This is a genomic window from Sphingobacterium arenae (genome assembly GCF_014692505.1).
Classification (GTDB): domain Bacteria; phylum Bacteroidota; class Bacteroidia; order Sphingobacteriales; family Sphingobacteriaceae; genus Sphingobacterium; species Sphingobacterium arenae.
Map to the genome: position 1 here is coordinate 1,063,449 of NZ_JACNYK010000002.1, position 23,983 is coordinate 1,087,431.

The following is a 23,983-nucleotide window of genomic DNA, read 5'->3' on the forward strand; positions in this document are numbered from 1 at the left end:
CTATTTTATTTTAGAATCCTGCGCGCAGGCCTACGGTAAAAACACGTTGTGGCTGAATGGCGTCCGGATCGATTGCAAGTTTTGTTTTTTTCCACAGCACGCCTAAGTTGGAACCATTTACCGAAAGTGTAAGTGTTCTCATTCCCAATCGGGCGGCATAATTATCTTTTAGGCGGTAGGCTAAGTTTATAAACTGCAAGCGGATATTATCGGCTCTTTCAACAGTAGTTTCCGACGACAGGTAATACGTGTCCCGCATTTGATTGTTCGGATAAACCATGGATGGTACATCTGTGATTCGCTCATCACCTTCTTTTTGCCAACGATCCGCAAACTCAGCATGTCCATTTCCCTGCGTATACAGGCTGCTATAGTTTATGCCTCCCCTTCTGAAATAATACCCCAATCTGAATGATATGTTGAAATCCAGCGAGAAACCTTTCCAATGCAATCCATTCGACAAATTTCCAAAAACCACTGGTTGCGCAGCTCCTGAGAATACGAGACTGTCAACATGCATCGGTAGCACATTTATCAGCGCGTTGTAGTCTATGCTCTTTTCCTCGCCTAAAAAACCTTGCGGGTTCCCCCTATTGTCCAAACCTGCCCATCGATAGCTTTGAATCCCATATACCGGTTTGCCAACTACAGGGGATACTGCACTTCCACTAGTAGGCCTGTAAACGACCCCTTCGGGATGGTAATATTCAAGCACTTCGTCCCTGTATATATTGAAAAGTAATCCCGGCTGCCATAACCATTCTCCCCACTGTTTTCGAATCTTCATACTTAGGTCTATTCCGTGTCCCTTTATAGATGCAACGTTTCTTTCGATAGTGGAGTTTAGCCCCCAGTTGGTGTAATCGTAAGGAGCAAGACCATAGAGATCATCTCCCCGTTTGTGATAATAATCGGCACTAACATCTACTAAACCGTTTAAGAACGTTAAGTCCAAACCCAAGTTCAACGTGGAGACCTGCTCCCACCGTAAGGACGGATTGTTTATAGTCGTCACCCTACCTGCACGGTAGTAGTTTAGCTGCGGTCTGGGCGAATAAAAATTCACAACGGGGTGCGCACTCTTTGCTGGATTCACATTTCCGCTCTTACCGTATGTCGCCCGGAATTTAGCGCGTTGCACATTCCAATGTTCCATAAAATGCTCTTTATGGAGATTCCATGCGATTCCAATAGACCACAATGGTTTCCATTTGTCATTCGTTGAAAGACCAAAAATGTTTGCAGCATCCCTACGAAAACTCCCTGTAATATAATAACGCTCATTGAGACCGTATGACGCATTGCCAAAAACCGATACAAATCGATTGATATTGCGTCTCAGTCCGTTCTGATAAGGCAAAAGCCCCTGTCCACCCGTTATCTGCGGATAGTTTTTTGTAACATCTACCATCGTCGAAGTTAAGGGATCTATGCGATAGCCGTACCGTGTACCACTTTCCAAACGGTTTTCGACCTCCTGTATATCCCATCCACCATAGATGTTAATCTCATGAGCCGCCCATTGATGGACGAAGTCGGTGGCCATTCGGATGTTATAAGCCGTTACATCCATTTGCTGCCAGTTTTGAACGCCTCCCTCGGGTACTGCGCTGATTATATTCCCGTCGCTTCCGATTTGACTATACAGGTTTATTAAATCACGCGCGTAATAACTGTCTTCCAGATAACGTCGTTCTGTATCCGCTGTCTGTGATTGCCTTTGGTATTTTACTGATACCCCCACTTTATCCGTGACCTGATAACGCAGACCTACATTTGCTATAAATTCTCTTCGTTTCACGGTTTCTGGAGAATTTTCCCAGTCCGACATTGGAAAATACCGCCAGTCCAAAAGCCGTCCGTTTCCAATCGTGTCAATAAATTCCGGCCGGTATTTGTGTGCTACGGCAAGTTCGTTACCCCACATATCAAAAAGTGGGATGTAAGGTACTGTTCGGTTTGCTATCCTAAACGAATTCATATCGGGCTTTCCCGAACGGGAAACGTTATCGGTAAAATAAGCTCCCAAGTCCAAACGTAGCGAATTGGTGATATTGATCGAATTGTCCAATTTGATGTTCAGTCTATCATTTTTCTGTGAAAGATGCCCCATTGTCCTATCCAAATTTATTCCCGCATTGAATGTATTTATCCTCCCACCTCCACGAATTGACGCACCATACCGTTGAGTAACACTGTTCTCGTACACCATATCGCGATAAGTTCTACGCAAATCCACATCTTTCAACGAGTTGATCGCCATTGTAGAATCTTGTTTAGAAATTAATCCCTCTTTTGTCTGGACAAATATTTCCAACGCTGGAGAAAATGCTGCTTGGGTATAAGGATTTAGCATAATGTCAAAATCATAAAAGCCGTTCCTGTACAGCATCTGCTCAACATCGATATAGTCTGCCGAGGAAATTCGGGGTTCAAAGAACGGATCAGGCTTCATCTCGATCAAGACGTTGGTATTTACATCAACCGACAATGGTTGTCCTGCCTTTCCCTTTTTAGAAGTTAGGACAATCACTCCATTTCCCGCGCGTGCACCCCATATCGCCGTAGCGGCAGCATCTTTGAGAATAGTAATCGATTCGATATCGTTTGGATTGATATTATTAATATCTCCTGGATAAGGAAAATCGTCCAAAATAATCAGCACATCCTGCGGGCCATTTAATGTACTATTTCCTCGCACCTTTATGGGATTCAATGTTTCTGCCTTGTTCGGCTCAAATGATACGCCACTGCTCATACCCTCTATCCTATCCAAGATATTCGTGCCCGTCTGTAGATTTAATTGCTCCGAGGATAAGTGTTCGTACGAACCTGTCGCATGTTCCTTATTAATTTTTTGATATCCGGTATTTATAACGACCTCTTCTATTTCTTCCGTCCGCCTTTCCAGTGTCGTCCTTAAATTTTGAACATCTTCACGAAGCGGAATGATCTTATCCCGAAACCCGACATGCGACATGGTTATCGTATCTGGATAGCTGATTACCTCTATTTTGTAAAATCCGCTGCCATCCGTCCGCGTGTATGCCTCAGCTTGAGACAAAAAAATGGATACACCTTCTATCGCCTCTCCGTTTTTGCCGGTCACATTACCAGAGACATAGCCTACTTGGGCCCAAACACTCACACTGGTGAGCGTAAGGATAACAACAAAAATTGTTCTGAACATAACATAACCTACCCTTTGATATCCGCAACCTTAAACACTTCAATATCGCCCACCCGCTCTTCCACAAGTAGACCTGCTTCTTCAAGAATCCTTTTTAGCGTTTGCATATCTAGTTGGTTTTCGGGTAATTCTATAGATATTGGAGGATCATCTCCTTTCGCCCTTTGTTCAAGAACCAACGGAATATCTGCTATATAATTTAATCGCATGACCGCTTCACTCAGCTTCATATCTCGACGAGCATTTCTTTTATCTTTCTGTCCATCTGATCTAATCTCTCTCTTCGTGAGGTCGTCACGGGTAGTAATTACCCAATAGGGTCTTCGTTCCATTGTTTCGATGACAGTTAGCTGCGTATACCGTTCGATATCATCCCGGATAAGCTTATGAACCGCCTCGTTCTGTTTCTGCGGGACGATCAGTTCGTAACAAAACCGCAGCTGGGTGTCTCCATCATTAAGATCTAAAACAATAGAATTTATATCTACCCTATTATCCGGTGTACCAGCCAGAGCCGGCCATGCTATTTTTAAGAGGTTTAGGACGGACTGGTTTAAAGCGTAAAATCTCGTACCTCCGTTATATTTTTTCCATCCCACCGTTCTGCCGATTCCTTTTATCTCATCGATAAAGATAGATCTATACCGAAAACTACCCTCGCTGGCTCCATTTCCATTCACCAATAAAGGCATATTGGGCTCAAAATCAACATCATCTTCTTTTGTAACCAGATCAAGCAGCTCACCATTTAAATAATTCGCTATTTGAATACTGTCCATTTCGGAAGAAGAACTGGTACTCAATACCTTTCCGTCATTGCCAATCCAGACGATATGTGGTACGAAACGATGGGGAAAATATGCATTCAATTCTAGGGAGTTCAAGGACGACGGCACTCGGAAATTTAACACTGACTTGTTCAAAACCGCGTTAACTTTCTCTCGGGAATCTCTGTAGTAGCTGTTACAAAGCAAAATCGCTACATCTTCTTTAAATTCGGCATTGAGATCTCCAACTTTGTCGAAGGAAGCTATACAGCTTCCACAGCCCGTATTCCAAAAATCTAATATTATCAGTTTCTTATTGCGATAATCGTTCAGCGTGATCGTATCCTTACCGTCAGGGTGATTTACCACCTGCAAAGGTAGATTCCACAATTCCTCGGGTATGGTATCCCCTATCTGTAATGGTTTGATTTCGGATTGCCCTTCGGCAGTCCGCGATTCCGCGGACTGCGCCCAGGCTGTTGATAGATTAAACAACATGAAACAAAGGAGTCCATAAAGGAGGACTCCTTTGTTCTTCAAGGCCATCACGGGAAATGATCTCCTTGAAAAACAAAGCCATACCGCCATAAATGGCATGGCTTTGTTCTTTGATGTCATTAAAGATAATAATTTCCTTGAAAAACAGCGTAATCCTCTCAAACAAAGGATTACTTTGTTCTTCATTGCCTCTACCCCTACTACTCTCCTACTTTTACTATACGGCTGATCTACGCCAGAGGTACATGTGTTTAGTGGATCTTTAGTAGGTCTCCAGTACCTTTCTAGTACTTCTCTAGTACCTTTTCGGTACACTCCCCGTACACTAACAGTACACTCGCGGTACATTAACGGTAGCTCAGCTATTTTACGCAAAAGTTGCGTAAATAGTACTATATCCTTACTGCATCTATACTTGATCCTCGCTTTAAGTGTGCCTAAAAAACGGCAAGAAACCCACCTGTTTCTTCGGGTACTGTTCGGGTGTCCTTCGGACGCGCTTCGAGTCCGCTTCGGGACTGGTTCGGGACACCTTCGGTACTCCTTCGGGTGAGCTTCGGGTGTTGTTCGGGTACTACCCGAACAGCACTCGAACACTTCCCAAACAGCACCCGAACAAGTGTCGAACAAATCTCGACTCTGTTTCGACGGATCGTCGGCAACTTGCCGAACGTCCATTTTTCTAGGCATGGCACGCCCATTAGCATAAAATTGCTGCATGTTTTAATCGGTTTTATGATTAGTAATAATTTGAAAATCAGTTAAACCGACCTCTTCTCCTTCCAAAAAAGGAGAAATATGACTAAAATCATTTTGCAGGTTTGGAAAGTAAACGCTATTTTTATTGTGCTACGAACTTAAATGCCATTACTGACCGAAGAAACCATGCAAAAAATAGTGCATATTTTATCAGAGGTCGGTAAAGCAGAAAACATAGGGTGAAATGTGTCCATTGGGACGACTGGGCGAAGTAAGGCCTCATTTGCGTTTGCAGGCGTGCCTTGCCCCTCACCTTTTGCTAACTGCAATGGCTTTTTATTCGGGTGCGGCGATAACGTTCTTTATTTGTTGTTTACGGGAATGGTGAAGCGGCACCTTTTTGAGGTGGCTTTGGGTAGTGATGTTTGGGTTAAAATTCGTTCGTTTCATAATCTTGAAGTTTATGTAGAACGATGACACTGAAGGCCTAAGGAAACTATGGTAAAAACCAAAGGGTGAACCTTAAAGCTTCCGACCTGGCATCGCCAAACGCCAACCTAACCGAAGTTAGGGTTCCCCGAAAGACTGACATAAGGTTCACCCTCTGGTAATGTGTACAAATATACAGATTACGCAGAGATATGGCGAACCTACGGTCATCTCGTGGGAATTTTGGCGATTTCGGTACGAGAGTGACGTCGTTGCTAAGTAGACTTTTCAGTCTACGTTAGATATCGCTATCAACTAATTACTAAGCAAATATAGTAAACACTTTACAAAATATCAAAATTAAATTATAAAATGTGTATTCATGAGTTGGGAAATTGAGTTATCTAAATTAATAGAGAAAGGTGGATACTCACATATTGAGATATATGCTAAGACAAATATCCCTGTCGCTACAATAAGCAATATCAGTAATAAAAAGCACAAGTATCTCACCTGTGAACAGTTTATACTATTCAAACTCCTTTTCGAAGAAACACATCAAGGACTTCTAAACAAGCTCTTCGGAAAAGACGCTTTTAGTAAAGTTAAGACGGTAGAAAAGGATGGAGAATTAACAAAAATGGGATTGTATTTTAGGGATAAGTACCAGTATGAAGTTTTTCCGAAAAAGAAACTAGTAGATTCTACAGACATAAAATCGAGTAGGATTGATTACTTATTTACTAACTCTTTTGAAAATATAAGAATAGATGAAATTACAAAACTTGAATTAGCATCTGGTGAAAAGATCGGCACTTTTTCCAAGTTATTTTTTTCTCACGTCCAATTAAACTCTGAAAAAGAATATGAAAGATTATTAAGGGAACAAAGAAAGAAAAATATTGAGGCTAACGAAAGACGAAAAAAGACTGGGAAATAAAAAGTGAGTATTGAGGTCACGGATTGTGGCCTCCTAAGTAAGATAATTATTACCATATTTAACAAATAAGTTTATGTCACTAACTGATTTTTTTAGAATCAATTTACCTTATGGAATGAAGAAGAATTCTTCGGGAGAATGGTTTGCCTTTAATAGAGAATATGTACCTCTCGGTTGGAATTCAACAAGAAATTCAGAAAATATGTACCAAGAAAAGCCATATTCCGAACATCCTATTCACACAAAGTTCAAAGGATTAACAGATAAAGCTATTTTAAACATTATTACTGATATGGATGCTATTAAAAAAAATGAAGATGGTGAGATTGAATGTATTTTCTTTTATAATGACAGAACCATCCCTCAATCACACACAGAATTCTGGAATGAATACTTTGAAAAAATTAAAGCTTTCTCAAAGCTTGAAATAGATCAATAAACAGCATATTTGTATGGACCAAATATGACCTAAATAGTAAATATATTCAACAGTAAAAAACTACTATGTCTGAGAAAATTAATGCAATAATATATTCTGATGGATTATTTTCTAAATATCAGTATTCGGATTTCGAGCAAGAAGAATTGGACATCTTGTTTGACTGTCACCGTAAAATAAAATACACTTTAGATCTCTTCTGCCCTATTTGCAAAAGAGAAAGTGTGTTTTTTCCAATAATGGACGAAGATAATTATCTCTATCAGCAGACATATGTAAATAGTGGATTAGGTCATGATAACCCCTTCAGAAGAAAAGATTCTCCGAAAGAGAACAACCATTGGCTATCTAACCTCAATATCATTGTTCGCGAATTCGAGTGTAGCAGAGAAAAAACAAAAAATCAACACAACTTCGTGGTAGTCTTTAAGTTTTTTAATGGTCATTTTTTAAAAATAGCACAATCTCCTTCTGTCGCCGATCTAACCAATAGACATTTGGAAAGATATAAAAAGCTAGACAACAACATTTTTTTAGAACTCAGTAAAGGACAGGGGCTATTTTCTCATGGTATCGGAGTCGGATCATTTGTATATCTAAGAAGAATAATTGAAAATTATATTGTAAAACCGGAACTAAACAAACTAATTACCAAAGGAGAAATAACCGAAGATGAATTATCTAGAAAGGACTTCAAAGAAAAGCTAAACTTACTGGAAGGTGACATTTCTGATTTTTTGCTAAAGAACAAGAAAATTTATTCCGTATTGAGCAAGGGAATCCATGAGCTATCTGAAGAAGAGTGTAGAAGCATGTATCCAATTGTTGAGACGTGCATCGAAATAATTCTTGACGAACAAATAGAATTGAAAGAAAAACTAAAGAAAAAAGCAGAAGTTTCTAAACAGCTTAACCAACTTGGCTAAATTTTTCAAAGGTAAATAAACAGACTAAAATCTTTGAAGTCACAGATAATGACTCCAATATTGTCAGTTAGTAAATTTAAGGGCCGATATCATCCAGAATACAATGAAAGAGCAAGCGCAATTTAAAGAAATAACAGATGAAATAATCAAGGATACTTATAGCAGATTAAAATCATTTGTGTATTATGACAATTTCAACTTAGCATTAAGAATCAGGCTTGCAAGATTTGAGAGTGACGGAAATGTAACTCAAAAACTATCACAACTTCGGCAAGAACTTAATGAGTATCTAAAGGGTAGTAATCTGAATAGTAGGATTACTAAAATGATTACCCAAATAGGGTATTTTACTGTCCCGAAGAGCTTCGAAAACGATTCAAATTCTCATAAAGTCAATGGCATATTAATAAGCAATACAGGAGCTAATAATCATGACAAATATATTCTACGTAAATCCACAATCCTTATAGACTGCGAAATAGAATTACATATCATCGCAACTTTATGGATTGTATTAGAAGGTGTTCATTTAGTTAATAAAATAGGAAAAGATAGCTACGGCTATCATATCCAATTAAAGGAAGGCACAACAGAGATTGATGGAAAAAAACGTCTGTTTTCAAAATATTTTGACAAATACCAAGAATGGAGAGATAAAGGAATCCGCGCAGCTAAAAAGCAGATAGAAGATGGAAACGACGTACTATTGGTTTCACTAGATATCAAAAATTTTTTTCATTCTGTCCATGTAGATTTCAGGCAATTAAAAAAGGACTTGAACTGTTCTGAAAAATCATTAACATCAATAATTGAAAAAATATGCTTCAAACACACCCAGATAGTTAATGAAATCACTGGCGACAAGCACCCTTTAAAAAAACCTCTTCTTCCAATTGGGTTGGTTTCTTCGGGAATCATTGCCAACTGGTTGTTAAGTGATTTTGACAAGTCCATCAAAGACAAAATGGCACCAGTATATTACGGAAGGTATGTAGATGACATCTTTATTGTTTTGAGTAATGTTAAACCGGATTTTAACAATCCTAAACAGGACAATTCCAACACTAAAGATATAACGGAATGGATTCGTGATCGTTTTTTCTATGACAACAAGCCGTTAAACCTAAAAAAAACAGAGTCTGATAATGGAAATGATGCACCTTATGTATTTGAATTAAACGAGAATATGTGTAATGGTTTGACGATACAAACAAAAAAATTAAAACTATTTTACTTTTCGCCAGATTGGCCTTTAGCAATGCTAAACAAATTTGAAAAAACACTGGAAGAAAACAGTAGTGCATTTTGGTTTCTTCCAGATGAAGAGAAAATGGAGGACAGTCTTGACGATAAGGCATACGATATGCACTACGAAGACACTATTAATAAATTCAGGAGCGTGTCTGATGTTAAAGCTAGCAAATACGGAGCTTCCGTATTCCTCGCAAAAAGAATTAAATTATCAACGTTACATTTAAATTCTACAGACGAAAAATTAGCAAAAGAGGTTTTTCGATTTTTCAATGGTGTTGCCACATTGTCTCTTTATAATATGTGGGAAAAGGTTTTCACCTATCTAGTTGTGACTAAAGACCTCCGCTCGATTAAAAAACTACACAAGGATATTGTAAAAGCTATAAACAAAATCTCATATACTGGCAATGGTATTGAGCAAATAAAAACAAATCTGAATGATTATCTTGACTATTGTCTGTCCCTCGCTTTTTCGCATTATCCAGAGCTTTATGATAAATTATCAAAACACGATAAATTACTGGGCGAACGTCGCTTAGTAATCAAAGAAAATATCAAATCACTGAGGAAATCATTGCTTACTCGACACCATTACTTACCGTTCCCACCTTTTGTCTTGACCCGTTATTATACCGAACAAGAAACGAACCTAATTGGCGATGTTGATTTATTGGAAATTTTGTTCAAAGACAATGAAAATACATTAGAATTAGATGAGAGTTTAAAAACGGAAAACTGGCGAATTCCTAGATGGATACATTTACAGGAAATTTGCCTGTTAAAAATAGCAACTGCAATAAAAAACCATACGAATAAAATAGACCTGTTGCTATTCCATCATTTTGTTCGTACGGAAAACAACGAAAAGATTGAAGAAATATACACAAAAGAATGTATCTCCTTATTTAATGAACTCAATAACACCAGCCTCTACGATTTAGCTACGACCATAGAACATAAACGGTATTCGGAAACATTTGAATCCAAAAAGACTTCCCGAATAGCCACTGACATTGTTAGTATAAAAGATGACACGAAAAATGAGGACTTAAAGCTGACTATTGGTGTATCAAACGTAAAAGTTCATCTGTCTCATATTACGGAAGCTATAAATAAAAAATCAATTCTTTCAAGGAAAAAAAGGGAAACACACATAAAACTTTTAAACGAAGCTACATCAGAAAGACTCGATTTACTTTTACTCCCAGAAACATTTGTACCGTTCGAGTGGTTATTTGCTTACGCCGATGAAGCAAGGAGGAAACAACGTGCTTTTATCTTTGGCTTGGAGCACTTCACGGTTAACAATAAGTGCTATAATCTCGCAACAACCATACTACCCATCAAATCAGGAAAAATAAAAGAATGTTTCATCGTACCTCGGCTAAAAAACCATTATTCACCAAATGAAATTGATGCAATAGAAAGTATAGGGAAAGAGGTGCCAAAAACTACTCCAAATGCTTACCACCTCTTTAAATGGAGAGGATTTCAATTCACACTATATAATTGTTATGAACTAACCAATGTAGTGCACAGAAGTATCTTTGGATCCGAGCTTGATATGCTTTTCGCAGTCGAATACAATAAGGATGTAAACTATTTCAGCAATATAGCAGAATCGACCTGCAGAGATTTACATTGTTATTATATACAAGCAAATACTTCTGACTATGGCGACTCAAGAATAGTACAACCTACAGAATCAGTCATTATGAACCCTATCCGGATAAAAGGTGGTGAGAACAATGTGATATTGAAATACAAGCTGGATGTGAAAAGCCTCCGTCAATTTCAGAACAAACGTATGCCATACCAACGAAATGACAAATCTTTCAAATCCACTCCCCCTGACTATGATCACAAGAAAGTAAACGGCCGGGGAACATAAAAAGTTTTTTCTATCTTAAATCTGCTATCATGACAAAAAAATCCATCTAGGTTAAGGTCAGTAACCCTATTGTACTCAAGATATAAATATTGCATAGATCACAATATAAAGTCGGCCCTAATTGCCAGCTAATTCGGAATACTGTCCCAATTATTTCAGAAGTCATCGATACAAACAAACGGCTTCATTTCGGAGGTCATTGATCCACTTTCCATAAAACTGCATAACTTTAAATCTAAAAGATAAAAAAAACCCTATATTTGTCCCTAGCCTATGAGGGCAATAGTCCCGCAAAGATGGCGAATGGCTTTGAGAGATTCATGCGCTGGATTGGCAAGATAATTGTCTTTACCATTTGGATGAACTCAATCCCATGCTCGGTGAAACACACGGTTACTTGTAGGTTTGGGTTATCCATAACTGTGGAGTGGCAACCTTTAAGGGGCAGGGAGGCGCCGGCTGAAACTATTTTCAAAAAATTTGGAAAAGTCCTCAAAAAAGGTATCTTTGGAGAGAGACCATACACAATTCGAGAAAATGAGAGCTAAAAAACAAGAAGAGACGACTTTCCAATAGCGGAGGTTGTTTCAGTCAACGACAAGCGTGAGGGCAATAGTCCCGCAAAGATGGCGAATGGCTTTGAGAGATTCATGCGCTGGATTGGCAAGATAATTGTCTTTACCATTTGGATGAACTCAATCACATGATTTATGAATGCAAACCTACAAGGATCGATTGTTGATTCAATTTGATTTGGACCCACACTCATACATTTAATGACTCTTCTAAAAAAAATATCCGAAATCAGCTTTTTGCACAATGCATGGACAAAGCTAAATAGATCGAATAAAAACTCAAAAGGCTTTTCAAACATTACTATTGCAGACTTTGATCGAAAACTGAACGAAAATATAAAGCAGATCAGTGATGAACTTATTTCGGAACAGTTCCAATTCTCTAAAATTAAAGGTGCAACAATAAAGAAACAGGATGGTGGACAGCGACCTCTGAGGATACCAGAAATAAAAGATCGAGTCGTCTTAAAAGCTATTGCCATTGTTTTAGAGGATGAATTAAGCGATAAATTTAACTTGTATAATCCTTATAGTTTTGCCTATCAAAAAGGAAAGAGTATAGCGCAAGCAATCTCCCGAATGAGACACTATTACAATGAAGGTTATCAAACTATATTAGAGGCCGATATTGTAAAATTTTTCGATAATGTCGATAGGAATAAATTACTAGAGACTATTAAAACTAATATTAGTGACCCCTCTTTAAATAACCTTCTGGATGAAGCTTTAAACCAAGAAATCGCAAACATTAAAGAATTACAGAATAGAGGTATATATGAAGATCTTTTTAAAAGTACAGAAAACGGCATACCACAAGGTAACCCATTGTCTCCCTTGCTTGCTAATATTTACTTATCCTCCTTCGATGCACTAGCATCTACTAAAGATTTAAAATTAATCCGGTATGCGGATGATTTTATAATTTTATGTAAATCTTACGAGGAGGCAAAGCGAGCCTATTTGATCTCGAAAAGCGAAATTGAAGGAAATCTAGGGCTAGACCTTTATTCTTTAGTCGAAGATAGAAAGGAACAAGCACGTCGCAAATGTAGTAAAATATTAAATGTCAAAAACCAGAAATTCAGTTTTTTAAGTATTAGATTTGACGGAACGAAGACATGGGTAGAAGAGGCAAAGTTTGAAGAGTTTTTATCCAAAATTGAAAGAATTTGTATTCCAAATACTTCAACTATAGACCTAAGTCTGTTAGATAGTCTTGTGAGGCTAAGAAATCTATTAGAAGGATGGATCGCTGCATATCATTTTGCGGACATCGATTTTCAAGCAAAAGCAGCAGATGCATTTGTAAACGTTTATCTGTATAGACTATTTTCTCGACACAACTTTCAACTGAACAAAAAATACCTGATAAACACTAAGCTCTATAGAAAAGGATATAAACCACTTGGCATAAGCAATAAACAACGACAGCACAGTGGGGTGCCTTTTTGCTCAGACATTTTAAAAAGAATTCGTGGCACGGACATAAAAAGATAAACCCGTTATAAATATCTCCAGATATTATTCCCAGTTATCGCATGACAGAAACAAGAATTTACAAAGATCTTCTTTGCTAGGGATTCAGATCATTAGAAAATTGGTGGATAAAACCGCTTATTTAAAATAATTCCCTATATTTAACCATACAATTAACCCGACGAATCAACACGGCATAAAATTTGAAATTAAAAATTTAAATAGTTGTACCTTTGCACTTATACATTTGTATAAGTTGCTATAAGAACATTCAACAAACATGAGTCAACAAGATTACATAAAAGACATTGCACGATTCGGGTTGGAAAACGACCAGGAGAAGCTATTGTCTACGTTGACCGAATTTATCGAACATAACAAGAATAGTAAAAAGATTAACTTTGCCCTGCAATTGCAGTCTTTGCTAAAAGACAACTTGCGCAAGCAACAAAATAGCCCTTTGCAAAAAGTAGGATCACCCTCGCACTATCAAAATCTGCAAGACCGCGAGACGGACGAACTCATCCTAGAGAAACTGACTTCAGATTATACGTTGGATAATCTCGTATGTACTGATTTTGCCAAAGATAAACTTGTCAATTTTCTAGAAGAGCACCGTAATAGTGCGCTGCTATCTAAATATCAGCTTCCGATATCCAACAAACTACTGTTATATGGCCCATCGGGATGTGGTAAGACCTTGGCGTCTTATGTCATCGCTGGGGAATTACAAAAGATGATGATAGTCGTCAATCTTGGCGCTATTGTATCGTCCAAATTGGGCGAAACCAGTAAAAACTTGGCCAAGATTTTCCGGAAAGCCGCACAGGAAGACTGTATAATTTTTATAGACGAGTTTGACTCGTTAGGTAAAGTCCGCGACTATAGCCAAGATCACGGCGAAATGAAGCGTGTGGTCAATACGATCCTACAACTCTTTGATTACCTACCGCAGAGCAGTATGGTGATCTGTGCGACCAACCAAAAGGATATGCTGGATGATGCGCTATTACGCCGATTTGACTTAGCAATTTCGTTAGAGTTGCCGGATCAACAACAGATACATAAATTGATTCAGCTCGTTTTAAAGGAAGGTCAGTTTTCTTTTGACCGGAAAGTATCGATGAAACAGCTGATAGACGGCGCGCAGGGCCTCTCCTACTATAGTATCCAGAAGACATTGATCAATGCAATAAAGCGTAGTCTCTTTGCACAGAAAAATATGCGGGAACTGAAGCCCAAAATCAATACGCAGATATGGAAAGATTTGCTGATTGAAGAAAAAGAAGCCTTGGCTACTAAATAAGCCCAGGCTTTTTTATGATGCTTCTGCTTCGAGGTCTTGGTCGGCAGTCAAGATATTTTCAACTTCATTTATAGCAATCATCTCGTCATATAGTCTTCCCGTTACTTTTTTCTTGTTGACCGTCTCTTCAACCGCTATCGCTATAGAGAACTTATTATCTTTTTTATATGAAACGTCTTCCCCAGGTCTCAGCTGCGGATGGGTAAGGCAATGTATGCCTATTTTAAACACGCCGCTCTCATCTATCAATTCCTTAGCGTTTACGACAAAACTAATTTTCTGTACATTGGAAAAGGGATTAGGCTTTTCCTTAAATCTACAATTTTGGCTCCACAATGTTAAGCTACCTTTTAATTTAGACTTTACTTCTTCTTCTTTTTTCAGTATATCATTCCCTAGATGATTTCTAAAGAAACCAAAGCCGATCAATACCGGACAATATCCCAATTGACTATCCTTGACAGGAAGAAACTGATAACACAAGGTGGCTGTCACTTTCAGTAGTCCGTGCGTTTTCCCCAGTTTCTCTGTTATTAAATATTCAGGAAAATTGAGTGGAATTATTTTGAGCTCTCCGCTATCTATTATGTCTTCAACAATAAAGTTAATTCTATTGCTATCAGAATATAGTACGTCATTGCCGTTTAGGCATCCATGACCAATCAACATCTTTTTATTTTCCTTCAGTTCTTCGACCAGTTTATCTGAACAATGATTGAGCATCAGCGCTTTTATAGACGAAGCCAGGAGATCTGGATAACGCTTTTGAATTCGGACGGCCGCATTAGCCGCTAAAGGAGTGGCAAAACTAGTCCCTATGCTTTGATAAAAACTTTCTGTAGAATCTGCTGAAAGTAGCAACATACTCCCTTCGCCTATATCTGTTAAGCTATTATTCCGATAACAATAGTCACCTCCCGCCATCACAAGATCGGGCTTAAAAAGGGTTTTATTGATCTTGGCCTTCTTTTTTAAGAGTTCATAACGATAATGTCCCTTTCTACTGTAAATGGTAGGGTATTCTTTTCCATTAGAAATGCCTACATAATCTCCATGCCTAAGAGAATCGGCACATGCCCCTACGGTAACATTATTCAGTGATTCCGCGGGACTACAAAGGTTGGCTTCCTCATTTTCGAAATAACGAAGGTCATAGCCATTTGTTCTAAGTATAGCATTCGCGTTATTACCTGACGAAATAAACACCAAGCAATCATTTTCGAACGAGAATTTATCGAGTGCATAGGCATAGCTTGAATAGTGCTCATTGTATTTTCTGTTTTGGGAGAAATTAATAGTCAGCGTAAATATTTTGATCTGCGGATAACTACGTTTGGCTTCTCTTAGAATTTCTAAAACGCGGGCAATCGATATGAACGAGCTTGCCGCATCTGTAATTTTAATCGGCAGTAATTGACAGTCAGGCGTTAAAACGCCACGATATTCGCGTAACACCGCTTCAGATCCAAGTGCCGCCAATGCGGCTACGGTTGTCCCATGCCCTCTTCCTCGATCTACATTATCCTCAATGACAGAGGTCGTCGTCAAATTAAGACGCTCGTCTACTACAATCAATTTTGCCAGCGGGGTGTTAATGCTAATCCCTGAATCAATGATTCCGACCAGTGGGAGATTCGGCATATCTGCTACTTCAAACCCGTAATCTCGCTGAGGGATATTGAAAACCGAAGGCTTGATAAGAGTCGCTCTACCTGATGTAACCTGAAGCACAATATCGAAATTATTGACTATTTCAGTTAAGTCGAGCGCGTCTGTGCTATATATTTCAACGATGCCTATTTCCCGATTAATAATATGAGTTATGGCTCTCTGTTGAAGATAATCCTCTAATTTTACAAGGATTGCCTCTAGTCCATTATTATGAACCATAAGGTCTGCCAATTTAAAAATGAACACACCTTCTTTATCGGTGGTCAACACTATATCAGAAGTCGTCAACAGCTCAAAATCTTGTATATAATGGATAAGTTTAGAGTATGAGCGCCCAGCATGATCATCAGCATTCTTGATCACGGATTCAATAGATTGTAAAAAATTGCTAAACTTATCTGTTTCTGTTACAGCAAATAAAATAGTGGTTCCGAAATTACTAACTTCAACAACCTCAAGACCAAACTGCTCATACCATTTGGCAAAATAATCATGGACTGCGAACTGTCCCCAAAAATTGATACGAATATAATCGATATGCATAGGCACATCCAGCGAATTGTTTCTATTTGATAGCCTTTGGTTTCTGTCTTTTCCAAACTTTACATATGACGAACGAAGATTTTTCCCAATGGCAACAGAATCATTCCGATCGTTCGTATGACCGTCGTCATCTTCTTTGTCTCCAAAACCGTAGTTGTATTTCATAGAGACACTTTTTTCCTTCTGAATACGTGTATTTAGTAAAACGTGTGGTTTTTTCATATTTAGAAACAGCTGGTTTATATTCCTTGATTTACTGGTTATTACGAATATAGATAAATATCTTGCTTTTTGCAATGTTTTGAACAAAAGACACCATTAGTTTAGTTGATTTTAGTTTCTAATATCTTTTGCAAGAAGAATTATCCTCCATTTATGTAAAATCCATCAGATAATACCTTTCATCCTTTGGCACTCCATGAATTCGATCAGTTGATTTTCGCAGAGTGTCTGTTAATTAAAGCTCTACAGTAAAATGACCTCTGCTCAACAGCGATAGCAAGTTTTCTAGCACCCATTTCGAGAACCATATCTATAAGATTGACAAGCTTACGGAGTTCAGTATTTACACCCTCACTTACACCCGTTACAAGCATACCACTCACACCTTCGTTTAAACCATCACTCACACCCTCACCTATTCCAAGCCCAGGGAATTCAAGCATTAGATAAGCGTCATCTTCTTTTCAAACAGAACCAGACAAACCACAACCCTTACAGTGTTAACCATACAGCGCGTACCGTTACCTAGCATTTCAGTAAGATTATCTAAGTTCATCTAAATTTTTTTTTCTTTCAAATTTTTAGATAAACTTAAAAAACTAAAAAACAACAAATTAACGATAAACCAACTTCAAATGTTTATCTAAACTTATTTCTCTTTCACATTTTTAGATAAACTTAGAATCAGTATGAGCAGGTTTTTTTAGATTGGTTATGAGTAAAGAAAAAGTATTCTCAATTTTTTGAGAGGTGATCCCGTAACGTTTCCGTTAAATAATAACCTCCAGTCTGTGTAGCGTCCCCCCTAAACTCGACAAGGCCACCTTTACGGAGTTGCTGCATGTAGCGTTCGAGTGTTCGTTGACTACCCAGGTTTGTATCAGCGGTATAATCTGCAATATTTTTTCCTTCGTCACTCCAAATAGCCTTGATGAGTACGACTAGTTTTCGTTTTAACGCTTTTGTTGCGCCGTCAATCGCACCGTCATTTTGACCAAACTCCTGCTGTGCTATATACTCCTTATTGATAAACTGCACTTGAAACTTAGTATACACACCTTCCACATGCGTAGATTTTGTTAAGACCTTGTTCGGATGTTATTCGCATGTTGTTCGGAAGATTACCGGCATTCTACCGGTAAGTTACCGAGGGTTTACCGTGTTGCGCACGGTAAATCCTCGGTAAATACACGGTAAATTATCGTTGAACGGGCGAACAGAGTCCGAACAGTGTATAAACAAAGGTTAAATAGCATTCGAAGAGACGTTAGAAACTCTATAGCTTTTCGTTGAGTCCCTCATTAACCAGCAAGGATGCGACGTCGGCATATGAAAAAACAGCGACGGCGTGTATCTTTCTGTTTAGTGCATGCACAAATGAGGGATTCATCGCATACAATAAAAGTTTATTGTTACCTTTATTGGTATAATGAATTATGAACGATCAATTAAGTTATGCCTAAAATCAAAAAAGAACTAAAACCGCAACAAAAGTAAAGAAGGCAATCACGAAACAATTCAATATATTGCAGATAAATGGAAATTAGTATAGATAAACTCAGGTACCCTATTGGGAAATTTTTAAAACCGGAAATCATAACTTCCCAAACGCTTATGCAGTGGATAGATAGTATCGAAAGCTTTCCAGAGAGATTAAATAAAGAAGTAAGCGGTTTAACAGAAAGAGAACTACACAAGCAGTACCGACCTGAGGGATGGACTATAAAACAGCTCGTACATCATTGTGCAGACAGTCATATGAATAGTTTCATCCGGTTCAAATTGGCGTTGACTGAGGAGACACCGATCATAAAGCCTTATTTTGAAAATCTTTGGGCTGCGCTTCCCGATGCAAATCAATTACCAACAACCAGTTCGCTCGATTTATTAAGCGGTCTCCATAGACGATGGACATCATTATTAAAATCACTTTCGGCAGAAGATCTCAAAAGGCAATTCATACACCCGGAAACAAACGAACGGACTTCACTAGAAACAAACATAGGTATTTATGCTTGGCACGGCAATCACCATCTTGCCCATATCGTAAATGCAAAAAAATCTGACGACGCAACCGAATAGACAAGCGGAAATCGAGCGCTTCCTCGCCTAATATTTTCTTGTATGACTAAAAATGCTAAACTCATCATAATCACGATCAGTATCATCACGTTAATAGCTTTGTTTCCTATTTCAATAACAACTTTTGCTTACGGAATGGGCAGTTATGCCGCGACATGGCTTTATATGGGACTTTATCCCACATTAATAGTAGCGATATTCTTAGCCATCAGAAACGTCAATCCTGTATATTATCTCTTGTATTTCATCGCGCTCACCTATCCATCTTATTTCTTAAAGACGTCGAGAAATATTTAATGTTCGATATTCGCTCTGAATCCCTTCTGTATGTATTATTTTTGCCTTTCATAGGCACTGTGGCCTTGCTAGCTTTGATACCACATTATCTTGTAAGAGCTAAGAAATTCTCAAAATACGTTACTTACACGGCTATATTACTTTCGTGTTTCATTTTCTTCCTCCCTATCATCAGGGGATTTGACGGACAATACACACATCACCTTTTTATTGATGCGGAAATTACTGCACAGGGAACGGTGATCTTGGAATGTCGTCCTCACTTCGGCGATTCCAGATCGTTTATCCTCGTGTCCGAATCACCCGAATTAGCAGAAGCGATTAAGACGCATGCTGAATATTTTAAGGGAAGTTATTTCATACATGATGCCGTATTCCAAAGCAACTATCGGTTTGAGAAGCTTCAGTCTGTCGAGCTCTTGAAAATAGGTTCTAAACGATTGGTTAATGATTATAGCTGGACAACAGACAAGCTCCAAGGCACTACAGCGCTTTTGATTCCGTAGATTCTCGCTAGAAGCTTTTCACCGGTTGAGCAGGTTTCGCTAATTATGAAATCGATATGAAGAAAGGTCTTTCAATATTTCTGAAAACGGTTTCATTATCGAACATAAAGATAACAAAACGAATTATTCCAATAAATGAAGAAAAGCTATTCCTCGTTTTGTTATCCTAAACTGCTGTTTGGAACTCTTTGGCACTATTATGAGGATATTAGAGGAAAATGCGCGATTATACTACTTTAAAGAAGCCTCAGAACAAAACTGGGGCGCAAGACAATTGGAACGTAATATCAATACCTTATATTACCAGCGTCTCCTATCCTCGCAAAACCCTTAACCTGTGGAAGATGAAATGCAGGAGAATACACAAAGACCTTCGCTTCGAACGAACTTTTGATAGGATTTGACAAAAATTCACAAGATTTGATAAAAATCAACCGCTAAACCGTCATTTTGTACATGTACATAGCGTCTACCGCAATGTAGTTCACGGCTTTGTCACGGTACATAGACCACTTGTCAGAGAACATAGCCAACAAGTCACCTTACATAATCGATAAATCAGGGAACATAGCGCCGCAGTCCCGGAACATGATCAACAAGTCAAGCGACAAAGCCGATATGTAACTTACAGGCATCACAAACGCAGCGTACATAGCCGACATGTCAAGGGACAATGCATGTATGTACCGTGACATTAAGCATAACGCATCCGACATAACAGGTAAGTTACGGTACATAACGGTTATGTCACGTGTACGCAGGTCGATGTACATGTACATAGCCTCAGACTACCCAGGTTCGTATCAGCTGTATAATCTGCAATATTTTTTCCTTCGTCACTCCAAATAGCCTTAATGAGTACGGCTAGTTTTCGTTTTAATGCTTTCGTTGCACCGTCAATTGCACCGTCATTTTCGACGGACTCTTGCTCTGCCATATACTCCTTATTGATAAACTGCACTTGAAACTTAGTATACACACCTTCCACGTGCGTAGATTTTGTTAAGACCTTATTCGGATGTTATTCGCATGTTGTTCGGAAGATTACCGGCATTCTACCGGTAAGTTACCGAGGATCTACCGTGTTGCGTACGGTAAATCCTCGGTAAATACACGGTAAATAATCATTGAACGGGCGAACAGAGTCCGAACAGTGTATAAACAAAGGTTAAATAGCATTCGAAGAGACGGTAACCTATTGGGAAATTTTTTAAGCCGGAAATCATAACTTCCAAAACGCTTATGCAGTGGATAGATAGTCCAGTATCCCGAATTAGCTGGACCAGTGACGTCCGTTATAGACATCAACAAATTTCACATCTTTAATGCTTATCCATTTATTTATCGGTGACAGTTTTCAAGACGGTATTTTAAGACGCTAGTAAATCTCTATTTAATATTTCGTTCGTTATTTCAGACAAAATCATTATTTTTGTTTGAAATAACAGACTTTTTATGAAAAAGCAACTTGTACTACCCCAGTTTCAAGCTATATTGGAACAAATGGGCGAGAATATCAAACTAGCACGGAAACGCCGTAAATTGACTGCTGTACAGGTAGCGGAGCGAGCAGGTGTTGCACGTTCTACGTTGTATCTTGTCGAAAAAGGAGATACTAGTGTCGCTATGGGTGCATATTTCAATGTATTACGTGTATTAGGTCTGCAAGATGATTTCTTAAAATTAGCAGCAGACGATGTTTTCGGACGTAAACTTCAGGATTTAGATTTGTTGTAAGATGGCGGTAAACAAAACAGATATATACGTTTATGCGGATTGGATAGGTTTATCGCACCCCACATTGGTAGGTGTTTTATCAGCTCATCAAGCAAAGGGACGAAAAGCATTTAGTTTTGAGTATGATAAACAATGGCTAAAGACCAATGCACAACGATTAATCGATCCTGATATTCAATTTTACTCCGGACAACAATTCCCAAATAATAAAGAAAACTTTGGTATTTTTTTGGATAGTATGCCTGATACATGGGGACGTACATTGATGAGGCGTAGAGAAGCTCAACTTGCTCTAGTAAGTGGAACAAAAGCTAAAACCTTATATGATATCGATTTTCTTTTAGGTGTTTATGACGAAACCAGAATGGGGGCTTTTCGTTTCAAACTTGATCCTGATGGTGATTTTTTGGATAATGATACGGAAAAATCAACACCGCCGTGGTCAACAGTTCGTGAATTGCAACAAGCTGTCGTTCATTATGAAAACGATGAAGATAATGAAGCCATTAATAAGTGGTTAAAATTGCTCATTGCCCCAGGTTCATCTTTAGGAGGTGCTAGACCGAAAGCCAATATTCTGGATGAAAACAATGGATTATGGATAGCGAAGTTCCCTTCTAAAAACGATACCATAGATAAAGCTGCATGGGAATTTTTAACCTATAAACTAGCTATCAATGCTGGTGTGGAAATGGCAGAATGTCGCATGGAAAAAGTTAATGGTCAATATCATACTTTCTTCACTAAACGATTTGATAGGATCGGAACAGATCGAATTCATTTTTCATCGGCTATGACCATGACAGGAAATAACGAAGATACAATCAAAGATAATCCAGCAAGCTACTTGGATATCGTTGAATTTATACAAGATAATGGCGACTATGTCGATAAAAACTTGGCTCAATTGTGGCGTAGAATCGTGTTCAATATCGCTGTATCTAATACAGATGACCACTTACGTAATCATGGTTTTATTTTGAATGATGAAGGTTGGATGTTGTCACCAGCTTATGATCTTAATCCCTCTATTGACAAAGATGGTTTAGCTTTGAATATCGATATGCACAATAATGCTTTGGATTTTGATCTAGCAAAAAGTGTAGGTGAATATTTTAGGTTGAATGATCGTCAAATGAACAGCATTATAGCCGAAGTTTTGATTGTTGTGAAGGGATGGGAATCTATATCAAAGCAAATAGGTATTTCAAGAGCTGAGCAAGAGTTGATGAGGTCTGCATTCCGAACAGAAATAGATTAATTTTTTTTGAAATTATCAGCTAAATTGGTCATTTTATAGAGTTTACTGACTACAAAATCCTGTTTGTGGTGTATCCGCCCGATAAACTGTCACTCATTAACCCGAACGGAAGTGCGACGTCGTCGGACGGAAGTAGCACATCGTCGGGCAGAAGTATCACGTCGTCGTACGCCGAAATCGCTTCGGCGCACGACTGTACGCAACTTCCGTTCATCTTTATCGCATCGGTATACGGGAAAGTAATCTCGGCATACGGCGAACTTGTCTCGGCGCATGGGGAAGCGCTGTCCCCTTATGCGGCAAAGTATCGGCGTACGGGGAGATGATGTCGGCGTACGGGGAAATCGTCCCGAAGGACGGAAGTATCACATCGGCGCGCGAAAGAATGGCTTCCCCGTATAGGGAGATTAAACGGTTGACCATCAATATAACTTCCCCATACGGATTGTTCACATCCCCGTACCGCAACACGGTGTCGTTGCCCGGCACACTGTTCAAGTCGTACGACGACATTACGCCGGCGTACGGAAAAATGGCAAATAGTCATTTCTTTACCATTATGTATATGTACATGTGAATGCCCGCACGGCACATCTTTGTTTTGTACCGGAACAACGTGAGCATGTCAGGTGCGTTGTTGATTATGTTATGTAACAAAGTCGTCAACTGCACTGATTTATCGGTTAAGTCATTGTACATAGCCGCAAAGTACGTGGAGGTTAGGGCTATGTATATGCACAAAATGGGAGATTCTATTGCTTTACAATAAAAGTTTATGATTACCTTTACTGGTATAATGAATTATGAACGATACCATTAAGTTATGAGTAAAACCAAAACAGTACTAAAAGCAGCAGCCATAGCGGACGATGTCCTTGCAAACAAAGTATACGAGTTAGGGGACAAAAAGTAATGCTAGACTGGCGGAGTTGTATGGGGTTGAATTCCTGTTCGCTGTTTGCGATTTGCGAACAGAAAACAAATGGAGAGAATCGCGAAAAAACAAAAAGGCCATGACCAAAATATCGAGTTGCTTTTTGAATACATAGACCGTCTGCAAGAGAAGCAGGATAACTCTCCTACTGCGCCAAAAGTAAAAAAGGTAATAGGTTTTAAAGTTGGTGACAAATGAAAATTCCAACCATACACGTATACTGCTCACCGCATCGCTGTTGAATGGGACGAAAATAACGAAACAAAGTCTGGGGTATATATTCCCCGTAGAGACACATCCTTAAAACTGAACACACTTGTTGGAGGCAGAATATTTCCCG

General features: G+C 38.7%; 20 protein-coding genes. 14 read left to right on the top strand and 6 right to left on the bottom strand.

Going from position 1 to position 23,983, the window contains the following annotated elements; all coding sequences use genetic code 11:
• Positions 1-10 precede the first annotated feature (10 nt).
• The 3 genes from H8B17_RS10820 to H8B17_RS10830 form a co-directional block, all read right to left on the bottom strand.
• Positions 11-3,190 carry a SusC/RagA family TonB-linked outer membrane protein gene (locus tag H8B17_RS10820; RefSeq protein WP_190309176.1) on the bottom strand — a complete coding sequence of 1,060 codons (3,180 nt, stop codon included), beginning with the start codon at positions 3,188-3,190 and terminating at the stop codon, positions 11-13.
• 8 nt (positions 3,191-3,198) lie between these two features.
• The gene (locus H8B17_RS10825; protein WP_190309177.1) at positions 3,199-4,575 is read right to left on the bottom strand and encodes a TlpA family protein disulfide reductase; all 1,377 of its coding nucleotides are present in this window, start codon (positions 4,573-4,575) and stop codon (positions 3,199-3,201) included.
• Between the two features lie 317 nt (positions 4,576-4,892).
• Positions 4,893-5,162: a hypothetical protein gene (locus H8B17_RS10830; protein WP_190309178.1), complete on the bottom strand. Its 270-nt coding sequence runs from the start codon at positions 5,160-5,162 to the stop codon at positions 4,893-4,895.
• 803 nt (positions 5,163-5,965) lie between these two features.
• On the opposite strand from H8B17_RS10830, the gene H8B17_RS10835 reads away from it, so the two are divergent.
• The 6 genes from H8B17_RS10835 (at position 5,966) to H8B17_RS10860 (ending at position 14,390) form a co-directional block, all read left to right on the top strand.
• Positions 5,966-6,523: a hypothetical protein gene (locus H8B17_RS10835; protein WP_190309179.1), complete on the top strand. Its 558-nt coding sequence runs from the start codon at positions 5,966-5,968 to the stop codon at positions 6,521-6,523.
• A gap of 73 nt (positions 6,524-6,596) precedes the next feature.
• The gene (locus tag H8B17_RS10840) at positions 6,597-6,962 is read left to right on the top strand and encodes a hypothetical protein (protein ID WP_190309180.1); all 366 of its coding nucleotides are present in this window, start codon (positions 6,597-6,599) and stop codon (positions 6,960-6,962) included.
• A gap of 65 nt (positions 6,963-7,027) precedes the next feature.
• A complete protein-coding gene (locus tag H8B17_RS10845) occupies positions 7,028-7,888 on the top strand; it encodes a hypothetical protein (RefSeq protein ID WP_190309181.1) in 861 nt (286 codons plus the stop codon).
• 103 nt (positions 7,889-7,991) lie between these two features.
• Positions 7,992-11,033, top strand: a complete 3,042-nt coding sequence (locus H8B17_RS10850; RefSeq protein ID WP_190309182.1) for an RNA-directed DNA polymerase — start codon at positions 7,992-7,994, stop codon at positions 11,031-11,033.
• A gap of 776 nt (positions 11,034-11,809) precedes the next feature.
• On the top strand, positions 11,810-13,105 hold the full coding sequence (locus H8B17_RS10855) for a reverse transcriptase domain-containing protein (RefSeq protein WP_190309183.1): 1,296 nt from the start codon (positions 11,810-11,812) through the stop codon (positions 13,103-13,105).
• Between the two features lie 259 nt (positions 13,106-13,364).
• Entirely contained in the window at positions 13,365-14,390 is a 1,026-nt protein-coding gene (locus H8B17_RS10860) for an AAA family ATPase (RefSeq protein WP_190309184.1), read from the top strand.
• Positions 14,391-14,402: 12 nt separating this feature from the next.
• Here H8B17_RS10860 and H8B17_RS10865 read toward each other — a convergent pair whose 3' ends face one another.
• On the bottom strand, positions 14,403-16,769 hold the full coding sequence (locus H8B17_RS10865; protein ID WP_190309185.1) for a S8 family peptidase: 2,367 nt from the start codon (positions 16,767-16,769) through the stop codon (positions 14,403-14,405).
• A 792-nt stretch (positions 16,770-17,561) separates the two neighbouring features.
• Entirely contained in the window at positions 17,562-17,891 is a 330-nt protein-coding gene (locus H8B17_RS10870) for a hypothetical protein (RefSeq protein ID WP_190309186.1), read from the bottom strand.
• A 471-nt stretch (positions 17,892-18,362) separates the two neighbouring features.
• On the opposite strand from H8B17_RS10870, the gene H8B17_RS10875 reads away from it, so the two are divergent.
• From H8B17_RS10875 to H8B17_RS10885, 3 genes are read left to right on the top strand one after another with little or no spacing between them, the layout of a single operon-like run.
• Complete coding sequence (locus tag H8B17_RS10875; protein WP_223816485.1) at positions 18,363-18,908, top strand: YfiT family bacillithiol transferase; 546 nt, start codon at positions 18,363-18,365, stop codon at positions 18,906-18,908.
• Between the two features lie 42 nt (positions 18,909-18,950).
• Positions 18,951-19,205: a hypothetical protein gene (locus H8B17_RS10880; protein WP_190309187.1), complete on the top strand. Its 255-nt coding sequence runs from the start codon at positions 18,951-18,953 to the stop codon at positions 19,203-19,205.
• Between the two features lie 59 nt (positions 19,206-19,264).
• Positions 19,265-19,711, top strand: coding sequence for a hypothetical protein (locus tag H8B17_RS10885; RefSeq protein WP_223816486.1), 447 nt, complete (start codon positions 19,265-19,267; stop codon positions 19,709-19,711).
• Between the two features lie 742 nt (positions 19,712-20,453).
• Here the strand turns inward: H8B17_RS10885 and H8B17_RS10895 are convergent.
• Positions 20,454-20,699, bottom strand: coding sequence for a hypothetical protein (locus tag H8B17_RS10895; RefSeq protein ID WP_190309190.1), 246 nt, complete (start codon positions 20,697-20,699; stop codon positions 20,454-20,456).
• Positions 20,700-21,166: 467 nt separating this feature from the next.
• Here H8B17_RS10895 and H8B17_RS10900 point away from each other — a divergent pair, with 467 nt between their 5' ends.
• The 5 genes from H8B17_RS10900 (at position 21,167) to H8B17_RS10920 (ending at position 23,841) form a co-directional block, all read left to right on the top strand.
• Positions 21,167-21,448, top strand: coding sequence for a helix-turn-helix domain-containing protein (locus H8B17_RS10900; RefSeq protein WP_190309191.1), 282 nt, complete (start codon positions 21,167-21,169; stop codon positions 21,446-21,448).
• A 1-nt stretch (position 21,449) separates the two neighbouring features.
• Positions 21,450-22,709 (top strand): type II toxin-antitoxin system HipA family toxin, encoded by a 1,260-nt coding sequence (locus H8B17_RS10905; RefSeq protein ID WP_190309192.1) that lies wholly within the window; start codon positions 21,450-21,452, stop codon positions 22,707-22,709.
• A gap of 65 nt (positions 22,710-22,774) precedes the next feature.
• Complete coding sequence (locus H8B17_RS20650) at positions 22,775-23,035, top strand: hypothetical protein (protein ID WP_223816487.1); 261 nt, start codon at positions 22,775-22,777, stop codon at positions 23,033-23,035.
• Positions 23,032-23,286 carry a hypothetical protein gene (locus H8B17_RS20655; protein WP_223816488.1) on the top strand — a complete coding sequence of 85 codons (255 nt, stop codon included), beginning with the start codon at positions 23,032-23,034 and terminating at the stop codon, positions 23,284-23,286. The genes H8B17_RS20650 and H8B17_RS20655 overlap by 4 nt, the downstream gene beginning before the upstream one ends.
• A 405-nt stretch (positions 23,287-23,691) precedes the next feature.
• A complete protein-coding gene (locus H8B17_RS10920; RefSeq protein ID WP_190309195.1) occupies positions 23,692-23,841 on the top strand; it encodes a hypothetical protein in 150 nt (49 codons plus the stop codon).
• The last annotated feature ends 142 nt before the right edge of the window (positions 23,842-23,983 follow it).

Coding starts and splice junctions, on each gene's coding strand:
- H8B17_RS10905 (WP_190309192.1), top strand. CDS start 21,450: ATGGCGGTAAACAAAACAGATATATACGTTTATGCGGATTGGATAGGT.
- H8B17_RS10865 (WP_190309185.1), bottom strand. CDS start 16,769: ATGAAATACAACTACGGTTTTGGAGACAAAGAAGATGACGACGGTCAT.
- H8B17_RS10820 (WP_190309176.1), bottom strand. CDS start 3,190: ATGTTCAGAACAATTTTTGTTGTTATCCTTACGCTCACCAGTGTGAGT.
- H8B17_RS10830 (WP_190309178.1), bottom strand. CDS start 5,162: ATGCTAATGGGCGTGCCATGCCTAGAAAAATGGACGTTCGGCAAGTTG.
- H8B17_RS10875 (WP_223816485.1), top strand. CDS start 18,363: ATGGAAATTAGTATAGATAAACTCAGGTACCCTATTGGGAAATTTTTA.
- H8B17_RS10855 (WP_190309183.1), top strand. CDS start 11,810: ATGACTCTTCTAAAAAAAATATCCGAAATCAGCTTTTTGCACAATGCA.
- H8B17_RS20655 (WP_223816488.1), top strand. CDS start 23,032: ATGATGTCGGCGTACGGGGAAATCGTCCCGAAGGACGGAAGTATCACA.
- H8B17_RS10900 (WP_190309191.1), top strand. CDS start 21,167: ATGAAAAAGCAACTTGTACTACCCCAGTTTCAAGCTATATTGGAACAA.
- H8B17_RS10845 (WP_190309181.1), top strand. CDS start 7,028: ATGTCTGAGAAAATTAATGCAATAATATATTCTGATGGATTATTTTCT.
- H8B17_RS10850 (WP_190309182.1), top strand. CDS start 7,992: ATGAAAGAGCAAGCGCAATTTAAAGAAATAACAGATGAAATAATCAAG.
- H8B17_RS10825 (WP_190309177.1), bottom strand. CDS start 4,575: ATGACATCAAAGAACAAAGCCATGCCATTTATGGCGGTATGGCTTTGT.
- H8B17_RS10835 (WP_190309179.1), top strand. CDS start 5,966: ATGAGTTGGGAAATTGAGTTATCTAAATTAATAGAGAAAGGTGGATAC.
- H8B17_RS10860 (WP_190309184.1), top strand. CDS start 13,365: ATGAGTCAACAAGATTACATAAAAGACATTGCACGATTCGGGTTGGAA.
- H8B17_RS10840 (WP_190309180.1), top strand. CDS start 6,597: ATGTCACTAACTGATTTTTTTAGAATCAATTTACCTTATGGAATGAAG.
- H8B17_RS10880 (WP_190309187.1), top strand. CDS start 18,951: ATGACTAAAAATGCTAAACTCATCATAATCACGATCAGTATCATCACG.
- H8B17_RS10920 (WP_190309195.1), top strand. CDS start 23,692: ATGGAGAGAATCGCGAAAAAACAAAAAGGCCATGACCAAAATATCGAG.